Here is an 18577-nt window from a genome sequence, read left to right as displayed (position 1 = left end):
ACCTTAAGTCGGTTATACATTAATTATGATAGGAAAGCTGCTCGTAGAGCAGCTTTTTCTGCTTTTAGATTATGTTATGTTATGTTATGTTATTAGAAGAGATAACTGTGATTTATTAGGAAATAAAAAAATCCCGCTTTGCGGGATCGGTCAAATGAATTTTTATGAGCTATTTTCTTAATCCCATAACTTTTCGGGATAAGTGCCGTTAGCCACTAAATCTGCCAAACTTTTTTGTACAATAGGCTTGTCCTCCTTATAAGTTACGCCAAACCATTTTGAAGAAGTAGGAATAACTTTAAAATTGGCAACTCCGGTTTTTACGAGTTCTTCAGCCATAAGCGGAATGAAAAATTCTGCTTTCGGATTGTTTTCATTTGCTTCAACAAAACGTTTGAATATGGCTTCAGTTTGTCCGAAAATTGCGGGTGTAAAACCCCAGAAGTTCATGGAAGCACGTGCATCTTCATCCAGAGGAGTTACTGTTCCGTCTTCGTCTTCATAAACAATCTGTCCATCTTTCATATAAACCTTGGTGCGCTCGTTAATTTGCTGCAAATTTCCTTCCGGAGAAACTTTGCAAATGCCCCGTGATACAGATCCATGCTCTGAAAGCGTTTTATCTACTTCATATCCCATAAGTGAATAAAGATCATCTCTTACTTCATTATTTAAGAAAGCAGCCATTTTCTCAAAAGCATCATATCCATAAAAATCATCTGCATTTATTACGCAGAAAGGTTCATTTATCTGGTTTCTTGCGGATAGTACTGCATGTCCTGTACCCCATGGCTTTTGTCTTTCAATAGTTTTATTGATGCCGAAAGGAGTGAGGTCGTAACTTTGAAATACATAGTCTATCTCAACACGGCCTTTTAGTTTAGGTTCGAATATAGATTTAAAGCTATCTAAAAATTCTTCACGTATAATAAAGGTAATTTTTCCAAAGCCTGCACGGATAGCGTCGTAAATAGAATAATCAATAATAGTTTCGTTATTTGGCCCAAATCCGTCGACTTGTTTCATACTTCCGTAGCGGCTGGCCATTCCGGCAGCTAAAATTAGTAAGGTTGGTTTCATTTTTTGTAGTTAAGGATTGCGATATTACTAAATATTTAAAGAAGAAAAACGTACTAATAAGCACTTTAAGCAGAAATTGTTTGACTGTATATGGAAAAAGGCAGCGAAATACCTATTTTTTCGCTGCCTTTTGGGGTTCCTATGAAATACTATAACGCATTCAGATACGGTTTATTCTGTATTAGCGGATATATCTGAAATCTTGCCCGTTTTCAATTAATAATAAAGACTCATAGATGAGGCGGATAACGTTGTCGACATCTTCTTTATGAATCATTTCAACGGTAGTGTGCATATAACGTAGCGGAAGAGATATAAGTGCAGAAACAACGCCATCGTTTGAGTAAGCAAATGCATCGGTGTCTGTTCCTGTCCAACGAGAAGATGCCTGCCTCTGGAAAGGAATTTTGTTTTCTTCAGCAGCCTTTACCAACACCTTATTTAAATTATTATGAACGGATGGTGCGTACGAAATAACCGGCCCTTTCCCACAGGCCAGGTCGCCCTGAACCACTTTATTTATCATGGGTGTTTGTGTGTCGTGCGTTACATCGGTAACTATTGCAATATTCGGTTTTATCCTGTTGGCAATCATTTCTGCACCGCGTAGTCCCACTTCTTCTTGTACAGAGTTAACTATGTATAAACCAAAAGGAAGCTGTTTATTATTTTCCTTTAATAAACGGGCTACTTCGGCAATCATAAAACCTCCTGCACGGTTATCTAATGCTCTTCCAACATAATAACGATCGTTCAGCACTGTAAATTCATCTTCGTAAGTGATCACGCAACCTACATGAATGCCCAAAGCTTCTACTTCTTCTTTAGAAGTGCAGCCGCAATCAAGAAAAATATTTTTGAGCGTAGGTGCTTCTTCTTTTTCACCACTGCGGGTATGAATTGCGGGCCAGCCGAAGACGGCTTTTACAATACCATTCTCGGTATGAATATTTACACGTTTTGACGGAGCAATCTGATGATCTGATCCGCCGTTGCGGATTACATAGATCAGTCCGTCTTTTGTAATGTAATTTACAAACCAGGAAATCTCATCGGCATGAGCTTCAATAACTACTTTGAAATCCGCTTGTGGGTTTATTACACCAACCGCTGTTCCATAATTATCAACATAATGTTCATCTATATACGGTTTTATATAGTCCAGCCATAAACGCTGCCCTTCCCACTCAAAACCGGTAGGAGACGGGTTATTGATATATTTTTCAAAAAACTTTAATGAATCGTCGTTAACAACTTTTACGTGATTGTTTTCTTCAGTTTCTTTGGCCATAGCTTTTTATTAAAAATGTAAATATACGTGCTGTAGGTTTTTAAATAGTTTTGCTAATATCATTAAAATAAAAATGATTAAGATTTGTTGCTTTAAAATTTCGTGCCTTATTTTGGCGAATGGTTAGCGCTTTTGAATCTTCGATAAATCAATTAATTGTACATTGGGTAGGAAATCCTTCTCTTGAAGAACATCTTGTAATTTCTGAGAATGAGATCCGGCTGGAAGATGAGAATCTGAAGGGATTGCTAACGTCGTATCTCCTGAAATCATTTCAGCAGGTGAATGAAGTTTACCGGTTACATCATTCGAGCGGAAATCTGGAATTGAATGAGATTTTTAATTTTGCAACTGCTGTTTTTGACGATCCTTCCGGATTTTTAACAACATCCGAATCTATTGCACGACATCTGCATCAGATAGCTAAACATCCAAAAATAAAAAGTGGTGAATTGTACATAGCGGTTTTCGAAAATCTTCAGATTGAAGGAGAGCAGCATAAGGCCATGGGCATATTCAAGTCTGAAAATAAAGAAACGTATCTAAAAGTGTTTCCTGAAAAGAATGGCTTTTCCATTGAGTACGAACCCCAGGCTATTAATATTAATAAATTGGATAAAGGTTGCCTGGTTTTTAATACTGATAAAAGTGAGGGGTATAAGGTTTGTGTTATTGATAATACCAATAAATCTACCGAAGCGCTTTACTGGACGGATGAATTCTTACAATTGAAGATCAGAGAGGATAACTTTCAGCATACGCAGAATTATTTATCCATGTATAAGCATTATGTAACCGAACAACTCGACCAGGAGTTTGATTTGAATAAAGCGGATAAAATAGACCTGCTGAATAAATCCATTAATTATTTTAAAGAGAAAGAGGCCTTTAACGAGGATGAGTTTACTGAAGTAGTTTTGGGAAATGAAGAGGCAAAGGCTTCATTTAAAAACTACAAACAACAGTTTGAAGAAAAATTTAACCTGGAACTAGCAGATAGCTTTGATATTTCTGCCCCTGCCGTAAAAAAGCAGGCGAGAGTATATAAGAGTGTTTTAAAGCTCGACAGGAACTTTCATATTTATATTCATGGTGACAGGGAATTAATAGAGAAAGGATTTGACGACGAAAAAGGAATGAATTATTACAAAGTATTTTATAAAGAGGAGAGTTAATTTTTTCTTTTTAAGATAGTAAAGAGAATCAGATTTACAACAATAAGAACAATACAGCCGGTTACTGTCCCGTGCCATTTGCCTAAATTCCATAACGCTAAACCGGCGGCAGACCCTAAAGCTGCCCCAATGAAGCTCGCCGTCATGAATACAGTATTTAAGCGGTTTCGTGATTCGGGTAAGCGGGAGTAAATACGAGTTTGGTTTGTAACGTGAACGGATTGCTGTGCAATATCAAGAATAATTATTGCCAGAATAAGAATCAGTACGGAATAATTGACAAAGTACATCAGGACAAAGCTGATAAGCTGTAAGAATAATCCGATTCTTACCACCGCCCGCGGTTCTTTTGAGTGGCTTAATTTGCCAATTAAGGGAGCAGCAAAGGCCCCGGCAACACCTGCCAGACCAAATAAACCTATCTGATCGCTTGAATATTCAAAAGGGGAGTTTGCCAGTAAAAGAACCATTATTGACCAGAAAGCACTAAAAACTGCAAACGAAAGTACATTTATAAGCGACGTTTCCCTTAGCAGAGGCTGGGTTCGGATAAGTGTTTTTAAAGAGGCCATTAGCTGCCCATAGCTTCCTTTGTATTCGGGTTTGCTTTTTGGAAAAGCGGCAGCAATAATAATAAGGATCAGGAGGCAAATTACCGAAGCAATGTAAAATACAGAGCGCCACCCTAACCAATGTGCTATAGCTCCGCTTAACGTTCGCGACAGCAGGATGCCGATTAATAATCCACCCATAATTGTTCCTACCGTTTGCCCGCGTTTTTCATCGCTTGTTAAATGGGCAGCTAATGGAAGGATAAGTTGGGGAACAATGGAACTGAAGCCGATTAGAAAAGAAGCAATTTCGAGTATAAGAAAAGAGGACGAAGAGGCTGCCAGCAACAGAGCGGCTATAGTTAAGGCTGTACATATCAGGATCTGTTTCTTTCTTTCAAACATATCCCCCAGAGGGACCAGGAAAAGAAGTCCCGAAGCATATCCGGCCTGGGTAAGATAATTTATTTTACCTGCAACATCTTCCTGTATATGAAATTCTTTGGCTATTAAAATAATAAGAGGCTGACAATAGTAAATATTAGCAACAATAAAAGCTGTACAAACAGCCATAAAGAGCACTTCGGTGCGGCGTAAAATCATTCGCCAAATATACTTTTGCGAGGATTAATTTTATAGAAGGATGAAATAACAAAAGAACTTTGTTATATCAGATCAAGTTCCAGTTCAATAAAGGATCCGTCCTGATTAGTGATGCGTTTGGTTTCGCGAAATTTGAACCGGCGGTAAAAAGAAGCTGCAGTATCGCAGGCATTGCAAGCCAGCTTTTTTATACCAAAAGAACGGCTGAAGTTAATCAGGTAATTTAAGAGTCGGGTTCCGTAACCCTTGTATTGTTTTTCTTCTACCGTTCCGAATTTTCTTAACCAGGCCTTTTCGCCATGTTTAAATAAAGATACAACACTCACGAGCTCATCATTTTCATACAGCCCAAAATGAACACCCTGCGAATCGTCTAAAGGTGTAACTTCAATGTATTCCTTTTGCGGGTCCAGAACTTTATAACGAACCGGTCAGGTTTGTTTAGGGGAAATGGGTCTGATAGTAACCATAGAGAGTTATTTTTTGTCTATGATAAACAATCTAAATCAGTTTCGGTTTCGGTAACAGCAAGGTATTAAAAAATAAAAAGGGTTAAATTTCTCTAACCCTTTTCCTGGTAACCATCTTTCTATTTATTGCTTCTGTAAAAGATTTTCGTATTTGTCTAACAGGTTTCGGTACTTATCTTTCCAATAATTGATATCCGGATTGATATTGCCTGAAGTCCTTGTTTCATTCATTGACGAACCGGACCTTGCAGGAATAAAAGTGTCCGAAAAGTCACGGTGAATAATTTTGCCTATTTCGTGCATCACATCTACACGTACATATTTTTTGTTAAACCAATAATACAAAGTCCTGCGGTTAACATTGAGTTTCTTTGCTAAGTCAGTAATGCTAACATCGCTGTTTCTAACGGCTTTTTCTAATAATGCACCTTTATGTTCCATAAAATTGATTTTAGTTCATAGATAAATTGCAGATGAACCAAAGGTCGGCCGGGAACATGAAATCAAGATGAATTTTGGAAAAAATTAAAAATTGTTTGCGTCAGACAATTTTCTCTTTATCCATATCCGGTTGATAATGTAATCCGGGAGTAAGCCAGTAAAGAAGAATTACTCTTGAATATCGGTAGTTAACCGGTGCAAGCAGTATAATGGCAATAAGCGTTACAATGATATACAAATAAGGATCTTCAGAATTGCCGGTAATAAAATAAGTCAATACTCCCACAGCCACTATTTCTGCCACGCTTAATCCATAACTTATAAACATGGAAACATAGAAATAGCCTGGTTCGCGTTCATAGCGTAAGCCACAATGAGGACAGGTATCATTCATTTTCTGAGGTTTTAATCCATACATGGAATTTGAAAACATGTTACCTCTCCTGCATCTCGGACACTTTGCTTTTAGGAATGCTGAAAACTCGGATGATTTTGCCATATATTATTTAAATAAATATTAATTTTTAATATTTAGTTCTTTTTTTCTGAATTCTTCGGGAGTGATTCCCGTCTGTTTCCTGAAAAATTTGGTAAAGTAAGAATTGTCTTTAAAATTGAGTTTAAACGCGATTTGTGAGATAGACAAATCGGCATTAATTAATAATCTTTTTGCTTCCAGGGCAATTCGGTTACGGATAAGTTCGCCTGCAGAAACTCCTAATATTTCATTACATAGTCCATTTAAGTGATTGGGAGTAATAAATAGTAATTCTGCATAGTTTTTAGGTAAGCGCAGATTATTGAAATTTAAATCAATGAGTTTCTGAAAATTTTTAAGAATAGTATAGTTATAGGAAGCGGCTGGGCTTTGTTTTGGTTTTGAAGCTATTTCATCAACAAGAATAAAAATATGAAGAATTAGTATCCTCAATTTATCCAGATCAGTTTTTTTAGAAACTGATGTTTCAACTATCAGATCTTCAAATAATTGCCTTGTCCTTTCTTGTAAAAAGGGCTGAACATCCAAAACGCACTCATCAGCAATACCGCTAAAAAAAGGAAACTTTTGTAGATAACCAGGCTTTAGCAGAAAGGATTGAAAAAAAGTGGCAGAAAAATTTATGATATAACCATCAACCTGGCCTTCAAAATTCCAGCTGTGAACCTGGCCTGGAATCATAAAATAAATTTGAAAAGGCTTTACAGGGAATTGCTTAAAATCAATGGTGTGATTACCCTTTCCGCTGGTGAAATAAACTACATGAAAAAAAGAATGCCGGTGAGGAAGAATTAATTTGGAATGATTTTCAAGATACGATGCAAAGCGGCTGATCAACAGATCTTCATGATGAATATTTTTAAGAGAACAAAGGTCATAAACAGGGATGTCTTGCTTCACCCTGCAAAATTACTAAGTTTACACAAGAGCCCATTGCTGCGTTTACTTCTTTTATGGTACTTTTTACCTTTTTATTTCCAATATTTATTATAAGGGGATATTCCCATGCTTTTTCCGTGGATTATTTACAACTTTATTCTCAAGCATTTTAAATGCTTTTATCAATTTTATACGAGTTTGTGCCGGCTCAATTATTTCATCAATAAAACCACGTTCGGCAGCACGATATGGATTTGCAAAAATTTCTGAATATTCTTTTTCCTTTTCGAGCCATTTCGCATTCGGGTTGGCCGACGAAGAAATTTCCCTTTTAAAAATTATTTCGGCAGCGCCTTTTGCTCCCATTACTGCAATTTCAGCTGAAGGCCAGGCAAAATTTATATCTGCTCCAATATGTTTCGAGTTCATTACATCATAGGCACCTCCGTAAGCTTTCCTGGTTATCACGGTAATACGCGGAACGGTGGCTTCGCAAAAAGCATATAACAATTTTGCTCCGTTAGTTATAATGGCGTTCCATTCCTGATCGGTGCCGGGCAGAAAGCCGGGAACATCTTCAAAAACGAGCAAGGGTATGTTAAAGCTGTCGCAAAACCGTACAAAACGGGCCGCCTTGGTCGAGGCATGTATATCAAGCACTCCCGCAAGGTAGGCAGGCTGATTAGCAACAATGCCGATACTTTTGCCGGCAAGTCTGCCAAAACCTATTACCATATTTTCGGCAAAGTCTTTATGCACTTCCAAAAAAGAACCGGGATCAATTACCGGAAGAATAATATCGCGGATATCATAGGGTTGCGAAATGTTTTCGGGAAGAAAAGTATTTAATTCAGGTCTTAACTCATCGCCAGCCTGATAAGGTATCGCCGGAGCTTTTTCTTCGCAGTTCTGCGGAAGGTAACTTAAAAGGCTTTTTATATGCCCGATAGCTTCAATTTCATTTCCACATGCAAAATGAGTAACGCCTGATTTGGTTGCGTGTGTAAAAGCTCCTCCCAGTTCTTCTGATGAAACCTGCTCGTGTGTAACCGTTTTTACTACGTTAGGGCCTGTTACAAACATATAGGAAGTATGTTCAACCATTAAAATAAAATCTGTTATAGCCGGAGAATAAACAGCACCGCCTGCACAGGGCCCCATAATGGCAGAAATTTGAGGAATCACACCTGAAGCCAGCGTATTTCGGTAAAAAATATCGGCATAACCACCAAGGGAAACAACACCTTCCTGTATCCTTGCTCCGCCAGAATCATTCAATCCAATTACAGGTGCACCGTTTTTCAAAGCAAGATCCATTATTTTGCAGATTTTTTCTGCATGGGTTTCTGAGAGAGAACCTCCGAAGATGGTAAAATCCTGAGAGTACACATAAACAAGTCGCCCGTTTATGGTGCCATAACCTGTTACCACGCCATCGCCATAGTATTTTTCTTTCTCAAGTCCGAAATCGGAAGAACGGTGTGTTACCAGCATTCCAATTTCTTCGAAGGAATTTTCGTCCAATAAGAAATGAAGCCTCTCCCTTGCTGTTAGTTTTCCTTTCTGATGCTGGCTTTCAATCCGTTTGGCGCCTCCTCCGGAAAGGGCCTTTTCCTGAGTCTTTTGCAACTGGTTTATTTTTTCCTGCATATGTGCCGTTGATGAATTCTATAAATTTAAAAATTAAAGAGACTAATCTGCGATTAAGCTTAAAATTGTAAAAATTACTTTACAACTCTCAGGACCCGTCATTTTATTTAACTTTGCGACCTGAAGGATTTACCTGTTAAAGAACCATGAGCAAAGGATTTGCAAAGAAAATTTTCTGCAGCATATTTCTCTTTATCTTCTTTGCAAAGATGGTTATTGCCATTGCTCCTTTCGTATTAGAGAATTTTGATCAGAAGTGTATCTATTCTGTAATTATGCAATTGGAGATTGAAAATGAGAAAGGTTCTGATGGTGCAAAAGAGAAAATAGGGAAAGAGCTATGTAATACTTCAAATTTTTCGTATTCTTTTTTTCCACCCTTGCTTGTTTTGTTTAAACCAGCAAGCATTCTTGAAGATTTCAATCATCGACGAAGTTTTTATCCTTCCATTCCTACCCCGCCTCCTAACGCTTAATTTAAAATTTACTCTTTATCCCGGATAATATTTCCGGGAAATAATTCATGTATCTTTTAAATTAAATAGCTTTATTATGGCAGCGTCTCATGAGTCTGCATCTCAATTTCATTTTATAAATAATCTTCGGAAAGACCTTCCATCCAGTATCGTTGTTTTTCTGGTTGCTCTGCCTCTTTGTTTAGGCATCGCCCTTGCTTCTGGTGCCCCTTTATTTTCCGGGCTCCTTACCGGTATAATCGGAGGGTTAGTAGTTGGGTCTTTAAGCGGATCGCAGTTAAGCGTGAGTGGCCCGGCAGCCGGACTAACAGTAATTGTTTTAGGCGCAATAACAAAATTAGGCGCTTTTGAAGTTTTTCTTTTGGCTGTTGTAATTGCAGGCATCTTACAGATTATTCTCGGCCTGCTGAAAGCAGGCACAATAGCAAGCTATTTTCCGGTGGCGGTAATTGAGGGAATGCTGGCCGCAATTGGAATAATACTGATTCTTAAGCAACTTCCTCATGCTGTGGGCTACGACGCCGATTATGAGGGGAATGAAAGCTTTTACAGCGAGTCTGGGAACACTTTTTCGGCAATTACTGCCGCACTCAGCAGGATTAATTATGGAGCAGTAATAATCAGTTCACTTTCAATTCTGATTATGATTTACTGGCCTAAAATAAAAAAGCTCAGTACTGTTCCGGCTGCACTGGTGGTTGTTATTGCTGGTGTTGTGTTGAGTGAAGCATTTAAAAATTCTGCTTTTGCTTTAGCGCCCAACCAATTGGTTATAATTCCTGTGGTAAATTCCTTTAATGAATTTACCGGCCTGTTTACTTTTCCTGATTTCTCGCAAATAACTAATAAGGAGGTATGGACCATTGCGGTTACCATAGCCATTGTAGCCAGCCTTGAATCTCTCTTAAGCCTGGAAGCAGTAGACAAGATAGCTCCAATGAAACGGGTTTCTCCAACCAACCGCGAGTTAGTGGCACAGGGTGCAGGTAATATTTGCAGTGGCTTGCTTGGCGGATTGCCCTTAACAGCTGTAATTGTTCGTTCATCAGCAAATGTAAATGCAGGAGGAAAAACAAAGAAAAGTGCAATAATGCATGGTTTATGGCTGTTGTTATCGGTGCTGCTTATTCCCGCTTTAATAAACAAGATCCCTTTATCCTGTCTGGCGGCAATTCTTCTCTTAACAGGATATAAACTGGCTAAGCTTTCCTTGTTCCAAAAAATGTGGAAACATGGCAAAGAGCAATTTATACCTTTTATAGTAACTGTTACCGCTGTAGTATTTACAGATCTCTTAACAGGAGTAGCTATTGGAATGGCTGTGGGCGTGTTTTTTATTTTGCGTACCAACCTTCGCAATCCTTATTTCTACGAAATGGAAGCAAACGGAGATAAAAAGGTAATGATTATCCGGCTTGCAGAGGAGGTTTCCTTTCTGAACAAGGCAGCTATACAACATACTCTAAATCAGTTGCCTTCCCAATCAGAAGTGATAATTGACGGAAGCAGGGCACGGTTTATTGATATGGATGTATTGGAAATTATTAAGGATTTCCGATGCAATGCAAAAACGAAAGAAATAAAAGTAAGCCTGAAAAATATTCGTGAAGAATATAAAGTTCCCAGCCTTAAAAAATCAGTCTATAAACCCGAAAAAATTTAATAACTATGCAATTCAATAATAAAAATACTCATTCAGATATGGCCGATGATTTAAAAATAAAGAAAAAGACGGCATACAATGAATTGCTTCAGGGTAACCGTGACTTTGTGAAAAGCCAGCTGGATAAAGACCCGGAATATTTTAAGAAATTGTCTTTAGGCCAGAATCCTGAAGTTTTATGGATAGGATGTTCTGATAGCAGAGTGCCGGCCAATCAGCTTACGAATACCAAACCCGGTGAAGTTTTTGTCCATCGTAATATTGCCAATGTGTGCGTGCATTCGGATATGAATATGCTGAGTGTGCTTGATTACGCGGTAAATGTGTTAAAAGTTAAGCATGTGATTGTTGCAGGACACTATGAATGCGGTGGAGTTGCTGCAGCAATCAGTTCAAAACAGTTTGGTTTAATTGATAATTGGCTGCGGCATATAAAAGATGTTTACCGCTTACATAGCAATGAGCTTGACCGGATTACCGATGAAAAGGCAAAAGTTAACCGGCTTGTTGAACTGAATGTTATCGAACAGGTATATAATCTTTGCAAGACAACCATAGTTCAAAATGCCTGGAAAGAGCGTGAAGATCTGGAAATACACGGATGGGTTATTGATATACACACAGGTTTGGTAAGAGATCTGGGTGTTTCTTGCAGTAATTCGCAGAATCTGGGCAAAGTATTCGCTTTAGACTAATAACAGAAAAGAGGCTGCAGATAAAAATGCCATTGCTTCGTTCCGTTGTAACGTTTCAATGTATGCAGCCTCTTTTAAAATCTTTACTGATCTTGCTGAAGAAAAGGATAGCGATAATCCTTTGGCGGATCAAAGGTCTCTTTAATTGTTCTTGGCGATACCCATCTCAACAGGTTTATCATGGATCCGGCTTTATCGTTTGTACCTGATCCTCTTGCTCCTCCAAAAGGCTGTTGGCCAACTACAGCGCCTGTACATTTATCATTTATATAAAAATTTCCGGCAGAGTTGCGCAAAGCGTATGTTGCTTTATCAATGGCGTACCTGTCTTGTGCTATTACAGCGCCTGTAAGAGCATAAACAGAAGTTTTATCAATGGTTTTCAGGACCTGATCAAACTGGTCGTCTTCGTAGATATGCAGCGTTAGCACAGGCCCGAAAAGTTCTTCGCACATAGTCACGTAGTACGGATCTTTTGTTACAATTACAGTAGGCTCTATAAAGTAACCTTTCGACTTATCAAAGTTTCCTCCTGCAATTACTTCCAGTCTGGAGTCATTTTTTGCAGCATCTATGTATTTTGTTATTTTATCAAATGATTTTTCGTCGATCACTGCATTGATAAAATTGCCAAAATCCTCAACAGGGCCCACTTTTATTGAGGAAAGGTCTTTGAGCATTAATTCTTTTATTTCCGGCCACACTGACCTAGCAATGTAAGCCCGGGAAGCTGCAGAACATTTTTGTCCCTGGTATTCAAAAGCGCCTCTTATTAAAGCGGTGTTTGCTGCTTTGGCATCGGCCGACCCGTGTACCAGTATAAAGTCTTTTCCTCCTGTTTCGCCCACTATGCGAGGATACGATTTGTACAAATGGATGTTGTTTCCTATTATCTGCCAGATGCTTTGAAATACTTTGGTTGATCCGGTAAAATGAATACCGGCAAAATCAGGATGACTGAATATTACATCCCCGGCCGCGGGGCCATCAACAAAAATCAGGTTAATAACTCCATCAGGCAATCCCGCCTCCCTGAAAACTTCCATCAGCACATGTGCTGAATAGATCTGAGTATTGGCAGGTTTCCACACAACTACATTTCCCATTAAGGCCGGAGCTGCTGGCAAATTCCCGGCAATAGCCGTAAAGTTAAAGGGAGTTATGGCAAAGACAAATCCCTCTAAAGGCCTTTGTTCTACCCGGTTCCAGCTTCCCTTGGGGGATACAGGAGGTTGCTGCATATAAATTTCTTCCATGTACTTAACATTAAAGCGAAGAAAGTCGATTATTTCGCAGGCGGAGTCAATCTCTGCCTGGTAGGCATTTTTTGACTGGCCCAGCATGGTAGCAGCGTTTAGTTTGTACCGGTAAGGGCCCGAGATAAGATCGGCAGCTTTCAAAAAAATTGCAGCACGTTGTTCCCATGGAAGCCTTTCCCAGTTATCCTTTGCCGCAAGCGCCGCACTAATTGCTTTGTCGGCATGGCTTCGGTCACCTTCATGGAAATAACCCAAAACATGCTGATGATTATGAGGGGGATGAATAGCGACTTTTGTACCGCTACGGACTTCTTTACCACCTATAAACATCGGTATATCCGCTTCCTGCTGATAAGCAGCCTCAATAGCTTCTTTTAACAAGGCTCTTTCCCTACTACCGGGAGCATAATTTAAGATAGGTTCGTTAACCGGTGCGGGTACATTAAAAAATCCTTTTAGCATAACTTATTAATTATTGAAGGTGTTGTGAAGGGATTTATTAAATAATCTCAAAAACCAAGATTGTTTTATAATTACAAAGTTGCAATAAAAAAAGAGCTGTTTGAACACAAACAGCTCTTTTTACCTTAAAATGTATTTAACCTCTTTGTGGTCTTCCAGATGAAGACCTTGCCGGTTGCGAAGGCCTGCTTTCCCGATCCTCGCGGCGGTTTTCGTTTTGTTTTTGCTCCTGTCTTGGAGGAGTGTTTTGCTGAATTCTTTCAGGTTGCGAAGGCCTGCGCTCCCGTTCAATACTGCGGTTTTCCTGAGGCTGCTGCTCCCTGCGCTCTCTTTCCCGCGAAACTCTTTCTGGTCTTGAAGTAACAGCGGGGCGAGTTTCTCTCTGTGAATTATCAACTTGCACGGGAGAGTTTCGATGGTTGTCTGTATTTCTTGAAGGTCTTTGTGCTCTGTTGTCGGCCGTATTTCTTTCGGTACGTTCGTTGCTATTCTTCAATTCAGGCCGGTCTGCAAGAGTCTCGTTTCGGCTGGTATTATTCCATACCCTGGCAGGCCTGGAATTATTCCTGTCATCCCGGTTAACTTCAGGTCTGTATATTTTAACCGAATTGTTGTTAACAACTACCCGTTGCGGCCGCGATGTTTCCTGTATGTTCCGTACTACAACCCTGCTACGTGTTGCATGTTCAATATCGCGGGGCCGTGGGCCATATACATACCTGCGATTATTACGCTCGTAATAATTATCGAGATAGTGTGTGTTGCGGTAAATGGTACGGATTCGTGTACGTGGAATACAGTAATCATATACACGATAATGTGTAATGTAACGGGAAGGGACAAAAATCCAGCGCACTAAAGGGATATTAACAGAGATGTGTATTCCCGATCTTGGAGGAAGAGGGGCCCATCCGTAATACTCCCCGCCCGAACGCCATGAAACCCATGCTGGTCCCCATTCGTAATCGGGAACCCAAAACCAGCCATAGTAATCGCTGTAGCTCCATCTTCCGTAATGGAAAGGCGCCCAGCCCCAGGGGTAATCAGAAATCCAGGTATTGCCGTAGTTTGTTACAACCCAATGCCCGCGGGTTACGTATGGATGAAAATCCGGTTCTGCGTCCGGGCTCCAGATGTAGCCGTACTCAGGGTCGTTAACCCACCGCCCGTAAGGTTCTAATTCATCATAAAAAGTCTGAAAAGAAACGCTGGCGCCGCTTTGGGCATTTGTTTGTATAGGATTTATAAGATTGAATACGATAAAGGCAGAAAGGAAAAATAATCGCGATTTAATTAGAAATTCCATATCGTTTAAATTTAAGTATAAGCAACCGCTTATATCTTTATGACGATGGGAAACAGGAATAGGTTTACTGCCGCGGAAAATATTTATGCTGCTAAATTCAAATCCTGGGAAGATGCTGCATTGCAAACCAGTTTAATGCAATAGGATTCTTATTTTTATGCCGTGAAATTACTAAGATTGCTATTATTCCCGTTTTCCCTGATTTATGCACTTGCTGTAATTGTTCGAAATTTTGCCTACGATAAAGGCTTTCTTCCTTCAAGGAGATTTGATTTTCCGGTAATAAGTGTGGGTAACCTTGCTGTTGGCGGAGCAGGGAAAAGCCCTATGACGGAATACATTATCCGCCTTCTTAAAGCGGATTATAAAATTGCAACTCTTAGCCGCGGCTACAGACGAACTTCAAAAGGCTTTTTATTGGTTAACGAAACATCAACAGTAGAGCAGGCCGGAGATGAACCGCTCCAGTTTAAAAGAAAGTTTCCCGAAATTACAGTGGCAGTTTGCGAAAGCAGGGTTGCCGGAATTGAGGCTTTAAAAGATAATCACGACCTCGTAATTCTGGATGATGCCTACCAGCACCGGGCAGCAAAACCGGGCTTCAGTCTCTTGCTCTTTGATTATAATCAATTGTTTAAGTGGCAGTGGTATCTGCCGACCGGTAATTTAAGGGAATCCTTAGCAGGAAGGGCAAGAGCGGATGTGATAGTAATAACAAAGACACCGGCGGAGCTGAAAAATGAGGAAAAAGAAAAGATAATTAAGCGTATTAAACCTCTTCCCGAACAGGAAATATTTTTTTCGTATGTAGATTATGGAAATCTGGAGCCGGCGGAAGCAAAAGAATCTCGTTCTTTAACTTCTCTTCGTGCAGGCACTACTGTTTTCCTGCTAACAGGCATCGCAAATGCAGATCCTTTAGTTAAAGAGCTGAAAAAATATACATCGGAGGTTCGCCATCATGAATATCCGGATCATCATCAGTTTACCAGGAAAAATATTCTTAAACTTGTACAGGCTTTTAAAGAGGACGCAGGCAACGACAAAATCATCGTTACAACCGAAAAAGATTATCAGCGTTTACGATTCGCCGGTGGCTTTGAACTTTTAGAAGGTTTACCGGTTTATTACCTGCCTGTAGTTTCTAAACTTCATCCGCCTTCACAGAAGCTTGACAATTTAATAAAAACGTATGTTGCAAAGCATTTACACAACTACTGAATACATAAAAAAAAGAATAGGAGAATTTGAACCCGAGTTTGGAATTATACTTGGCACCGGATTAGGCGGGCTTGTAAACGATATCGAGATTCAGCACAAGCTGATGTATTCAAACATACCTAATTTCCCTATCTCTACCCTTGAGTTTCACTCGGGAAGATTGATTTTCGGGTTGCTGAAAGGAAAGCGGGTAGTAGCAATGCAGGGCCGCTTGCATTATTATGAAGGTTACGATATGAAGCAGATTACCTTCCCCGTAAGGGTAATGAAAATGCTTGGAATTAAGCATCTGTTTGTATCAAATGCAAGCGGTTCTTTAAATCCCGAAATACGAAAAGGTGATCTGATGATTATTAATGATCATATCAATCTTCATCATGATAATCCCCTTAGAGGCAGAAATTTTGATGAATTGGGTCCACGGTTTCCGGATATGAGTCAGCCGTATGATAAAGACCTGATAAGGAAGGGTATGGAGATAGCGAAAAAAAATATGATATCCTGTCATCAGGGCGTTTATGTTTCAGTTCCCGGGCCAAATTTAGAAACCCGGGCAGAATACCAATATCTGCGTATAATTGGTGGAGATGCAGTAGGAATGAGTACCGTGCCGGAAGTAATTGTAGCAAATCATATGGGTCTTCCGGTATTTGCTGTTTCAGTTATAACAGACGAAGGTTTCCCTGAAGAACTTAAGCCGGTATCAGTGGAAGAAATAATACAGGTAGCCACGGAAGCGGAACCTAAAATGACATTAATTTTAAAAGAGTTACTGGACACTTTATAATGAACAAGCGCTACCTGATACTTTTTTATTTACTGCTTGTATTTTGCGGCACTGATTTATTTGCGCAGGTAAGGCCAAGAACAAACGGAAAGCCCGGGGCTTCTAAAAACGGCGATTTGCTTGATTCATTGCGCAAAAGAGAAGAAGGGGGACAGGATACCGTAATTTATACAGCCCGTTATATCCGCTACACTACTCTTGATTTACTTAAAGACAGTACCCGTGTTTTACCTATAGATACCACCGTAACTAATTTTCAGAATTTTAGCCCTATTAGCCAGCCAGATAATCCAACGGTTAACCTTGGCAGCGTAGGCTTACCTTACCGCGAAATGCTTTTCAATCCTTCAAAGTCCATAGGTTTTGATGCAGGATTTCACTCGCTGGATGCGTACCTGTTAACCCAGGATGATTTGCATTATTACCGTGCACGGGCGCCCTATACAGAATTATACTACGTTGCAGGCAGTAAAAACATACAGCTTTTTAAAGTTACCCATTCGCAAAATATAAAACCTAACTGGAATTTTGGTGCTAATTATTTCAGAAATGGATCTGAAGGACTTTATAAAAACCAGCAGGCCAATCATTTGAACGCGGCTATTTTTACCTGGTACGAATCAAAAAATAAGCGATATAACCTATTGGCAAATGGCCTTTTTAATACATTAAAAGCAAATGAGAACGGCTCAGTAGTGCGTGACGTATTTAACCTTCCGGATACAGTAACAACCATTGGTAAAGCAGGAGAAACAGTAAGATTGAATGGAACAGGAGGTAATACGCCCAGGCAGATCTGGAAGCAGAAAAACATTTTCATTAAACAATTTTACTACCTGGGGCGAATTGACAGTAGTTCAACAGATACTTCGCATACCAGCATACTGCCAACTCAACGTATTTCTCATTTATTAAGCTATAGCACAAAGAAATATCAGTTCTTTAAAAATGAGGAAGATCCTTATGGAGTTTTTCCTGGATTGCCCGGTATTTCAGATGCAGACGATGAAACCGCGAATCTTGCAAATGATTCTACCATAGTTAAAAATCTACGGAATGAATTTATGTATAGCTTCTACCTGCGAGGCAGGGCAGTAAAGTTTATCAAAAATGAGATGAAACTGGATGTAGGTTTGCAGCACGATTTATACTCGTACAACCAAATGGGATATAAAACTACATTTCAGAATATTACACTGAAAGCTTCTCCGGGTTACCGTTTCAGCAACAGGGTTTATATTGAAGGAGACCTTCAGCAAATTGTACAAGGGAGAAATGCGGGAGATTTTTTATACGAAGCAAACGCCAATTTTTTGTTAAGTAAGTCAGTAGGGCGAATAGTTTTGGGAGCATACTCTCAGAATAGATCTCCTGAGGAGATTTATGAGAGAATAAATTACCAATATCATAACTGGCCTTCGGACATAGAGGGAAAAAGCAGGTATAATTTTGACCGTACAAAAATTAATAATCTTTCTTTTTCTTACTTAAATCCTAAATTCAGAATGCAGGCAAAAGCCGAGTACTTCCTTGTGTCTGACTATTTATATTTAGATGAAGGCGCCTTGCCTCAATTTGTACAGCCACGACAGTTTGGAACCAATATCAATCTGCTGAAAATTACCTTAAAAAAGGATTTCAAGTTTGGTAAATTTAACCTGGATAATTACCTGGTTTATCAGAAAACAGATTTCCAGGATCTGCTTCGGACCCCTGAGTTTTATTCATACAATAGCTTTTATTTCAGTAATCGCTATTTCAAGGTACTGTATGCTGATATCGGGTTTGATGTGAGGTATAATACTTCGTTTCTTGCTCCTTCTTATGCCGTTAATATAAGTCAGTTTTATAACGGCACTGCTGCAACCTTTTCAAATTATCCGGTAGCTGACGTTTGGTTCCGCGGAACCTTAAACCGGGCCAATCTCTTCTTTAAATATAATTATGCTAACCAGGGCTTATTTTCAAAGGGATATTATACTGTAAATAAATATCCCATGCCGGATGCCCTGTTAACTTTTGGCGTAAGTTGGAAGTTCTATGATTGATTAAATTATGTACCGCTTAGA

Annotated in this window: 17 protein-coding genes; 7 read left to right on the top strand and 10 right to left on the bottom strand. The window is 39.4% G+C overall.

Annotated features, from left to right (window positions below; all coding sequences use genetic code 11):
- Nucleotides 1-177: 177 nt before the first annotated feature.
- Entirely contained in the window at nt 178-1080 is a 903-nt protein-coding gene (locus ACLCDL_RS13415) for a nucleotidyltransferase family protein (protein ID WP_423148850.1), read from the bottom strand.
- Between the two features lie 181 nt (nt 1081-1261).
- Complete coding sequence (locus ACLCDL_RS13410; protein WP_423148849.1) at nt 1262-2371, bottom strand: M42 family metallopeptidase; 1110 nt, start codon at nt 2369-2371, stop codon at nt 1262-1264.
- Nucleotides 2372-2490: 119 nt separating this feature from the next.
- Between ACLCDL_RS13410 and ACLCDL_RS13405 the strand changes: the two genes are divergently transcribed.
- A complete protein-coding gene (locus ACLCDL_RS13405; protein WP_423148848.1) occupies nt 2491-3546 on the top strand; it encodes a nucleoid-associated protein in 1056 nt (351 codons plus the stop codon).
- Here ACLCDL_RS13405 and ACLCDL_RS13400 read toward each other — a convergent pair.
- The 6 genes from ACLCDL_RS13400 to ACLCDL_RS13375 form a co-directional block, all read right to left on the bottom strand.
- Entirely contained in the window at nt 3543-4700 is a 1158-nt protein-coding gene (locus tag ACLCDL_RS13400) for an MFS transporter (RefSeq protein ID WP_423148846.1), read from the bottom strand. The two genes, ACLCDL_RS13405 and ACLCDL_RS13400, sit on opposite strands and share 4 nt — an antisense overlap.
- Nucleotides 4701-4762: 62 nt before the next feature.
- Nucleotides 4763-5092 carry a GNAT family N-acetyltransferase gene (locus ACLCDL_RS13395; protein ID WP_423148968.1) on the bottom strand — a complete coding sequence of 110 codons (330 nt, stop codon included), beginning with the start codon at nt 5090-5092 and terminating at the stop codon, nt 4763-4765.
- 201 nt (nt 5093-5293) lie between these two features.
- Entirely contained in the window at nt 5294-5611 is a 318-nt protein-coding gene (locus ACLCDL_RS13390; RefSeq protein WP_423148845.1) for a hypothetical protein, read from the bottom strand.
- Between the two features lie 100 nt (nt 5612-5711).
- Nucleotides 5712-6110, bottom strand: a complete 399-nt coding sequence (locus ACLCDL_RS13385) for a DUF983 domain-containing protein (RefSeq protein ID WP_423148844.1) — start codon at nt 6108-6110, stop codon at nt 5712-5714.
- An 18-nt stretch (nt 6111-6128) separates the two neighbouring features.
- Entirely contained in the window at nt 6129-7010 is an 882-nt protein-coding gene (locus ACLCDL_RS13380) for an AraC family transcriptional regulator (RefSeq protein ID WP_423148843.1), read from the bottom strand.
- A gap of 87 nt (nt 7011-7097) precedes the next feature.
- Nucleotides 7098-8639: an acyl-CoA carboxylase subunit beta gene (locus tag ACLCDL_RS13375; RefSeq protein ID WP_423148841.1), complete on the bottom strand. Its 1542-nt coding sequence runs from the start codon at nt 8637-8639 to the stop codon at nt 7098-7100.
- Between the two features lie 146 nt (nt 8640-8785).
- Between ACLCDL_RS13375 and ACLCDL_RS13370 the strand changes: the two genes are divergently transcribed.
- The 3 genes from ACLCDL_RS13370 (at nt 8786) to can (ending at nt 11473) form a co-directional block, all read left to right on the top strand.
- The gene (locus tag ACLCDL_RS13370; RefSeq protein ID WP_423148839.1) at nt 8786-9115 is read left to right on the top strand and encodes a hypothetical protein; all 330 of its coding nucleotides are present in this window, start codon (nt 8786-8788) and stop codon (nt 9113-9115) included.
- Between the two features lie 76 nt (nt 9116-9191).
- Nucleotides 9192-10778, top strand: a complete 1587-nt coding sequence (locus ACLCDL_RS13365) for a SulP family inorganic anion transporter (RefSeq protein WP_423148838.1) — start codon at nt 9192-9194, stop codon at nt 10776-10778.
- 38 nt (nt 10779-10816) lie between these two features.
- Nucleotides 10817-11473 (top strand): carbonate dehydratase, encoded by a 657-nt coding sequence (can, locus tag ACLCDL_RS13360; protein ID WP_423148967.1) that lies wholly within the window; start codon nt 10817-10819, stop codon nt 11471-11473.
- A gap of 83 nt (nt 11474-11556) precedes the next feature.
- On the opposite strand, the gene pruA is transcribed toward can, so the two are convergent.
- The gene (gene pruA, locus ACLCDL_RS13355) at nt 11557-13194 is read right to left on the bottom strand and encodes an L-glutamate gamma-semialdehyde dehydrogenase (protein WP_423148836.1); all 1638 of its coding nucleotides are present in this window, start codon (nt 13192-13194) and stop codon (nt 11557-11559) included.
- A gap of 136 nt (nt 13195-13330) precedes the next feature.
- Nucleotides 13331-14500, bottom strand: coding sequence for a DUF6600 domain-containing protein (locus tag ACLCDL_RS13350; protein ID WP_423148835.1), 1170 nt, complete (start codon nt 14498-14500; stop codon nt 13331-13333).
- 162 nt (nt 14501-14662) lie between these two features.
- Here ACLCDL_RS13350 and lpxK point away from each other — a divergent pair, with 162 nt between their 5' ends.
- The 3 genes from lpxK to ACLCDL_RS13335 are packed head-to-tail and all read left to right on the top strand — an operon-like array spanning nt 14663 to nt 18556.
- On the top strand, nt 14663-15721 hold the full coding sequence (lpxK, locus tag ACLCDL_RS13345) for a tetraacyldisaccharide 4'-kinase (RefSeq protein WP_423148834.1): 1059 nt from the start codon (nt 14663-14665) through the stop codon (nt 15719-15721).
- Nucleotides 15693-16508: a purine-nucleoside phosphorylase gene (locus ACLCDL_RS13340; RefSeq protein WP_423148832.1), complete on the top strand. Its 816-nt coding sequence runs from the start codon at nt 15693-15695 to the stop codon at nt 16506-16508. The genes lpxK and ACLCDL_RS13340 overlap by 29 nt, the downstream gene beginning before the upstream one ends.
- Nucleotides 16508-18556: a putative porin gene (locus tag ACLCDL_RS13335; RefSeq protein ID WP_423148830.1), complete on the top strand. Its 2049-nt coding sequence runs from the start codon at nt 16508-16510 to the stop codon at nt 18554-18556. Before ACLCDL_RS13340 ends, ACLCDL_RS13335 begins: the two co-directional genes overlap by 1 nt.
- Nucleotides 18557-18577: the final 21 nt, after the last annotated feature.

Origin of the sequence: Rubrilithobacter danxiaensis (assembly GCF_047272945.1) — a bacterium.
Classification (GTDB): domain Bacteria; phylum Bacteroidota; class Bacteroidia; order Sphingobacteriales; family Sphingobacteriaceae; genus Rubrolithibacter; species Rubrolithibacter danxiaensis.
This window is presented reverse-complemented; position numbering and strand designations above follow the sequence as displayed.

Coding starts and splice junctions, on each gene's coding strand:
- ACLCDL_RS13415 (WP_423148850.1), bottom strand. CDS start 1,080: ATGAAACCAACCTTACTAATTTTAGCTGCCGGAATGGCCAGCCGCTAC.
- ACLCDL_RS13410 (WP_423148849.1), bottom strand. CDS start 2,371: ATGGCCAAAGAAACTGAAGAAAACAATCACGTAAAAGTTGTTAACGAC.
- ACLCDL_RS13405 (WP_423148848.1), top strand. CDS start 2,491: ATGGTTAGCGCTTTTGAATCTTCGATAAATCAATTAATTGTACATTGG.
- ACLCDL_RS13400 (WP_423148846.1), bottom strand. CDS start 4,700: ATGATTTTACGCCGCACCGAAGTGCTCTTTATGGCTGTTTGTACAGCT.
- ACLCDL_RS13390 (WP_423148845.1), bottom strand. CDS start 5,611: ATGGAACATAAAGGTGCATTATTAGAAAAAGCCGTTAGAAACAGCGAT.
- ACLCDL_RS13385 (WP_423148844.1), bottom strand. CDS start 6,110: ATGGCAAAATCATCCGAGTTTTCAGCATTCCTAAAAGCAAAGTGTCCG.
- ACLCDL_RS13375 (WP_423148841.1), bottom strand. CDS start 8,639: ATGCAGGAAAAAATAAACCAGTTGCAAAAGACTCAGGAAAAGGCCCTT.
- ACLCDL_RS13370 (WP_423148839.1), top strand. CDS start 8,786: ATGAGCAAAGGATTTGCAAAGAAAATTTTCTGCAGCATATTTCTCTTT.
- ACLCDL_RS13365 (WP_423148838.1), top strand. CDS start 9,192: ATGGCAGCGTCTCATGAGTCTGCATCTCAATTTCATTTTATAAATAAT.
- can (WP_423148967.1), top strand. CDS start 10,817: ATGGCCGATGATTTAAAAATAAAGAAAAAGACGGCATACAATGAATTG.
- pruA (WP_423148836.1), bottom strand. CDS start 13,194: ATGCTAAAAGGATTTTTTAATGTACCCGCACCGGTTAACGAACCTATC.
- ACLCDL_RS13350 (WP_423148835.1), bottom strand. CDS start 14,500: ATGGAATTTCTAATTAAATCGCGATTATTTTTCCTTTCTGCCTTTATC.
- ACLCDL_RS13340 (WP_423148832.1), top strand. CDS start 15,693: ATGTTGCAAAGCATTTACACAACTACTGAATACATAAAAAAAAGAATA.
- ACLCDL_RS13335 (WP_423148830.1), top strand. CDS start 16,508: ATGAACAAGCGCTACCTGATACTTTTTTATTTACTGCTTGTATTTTGC.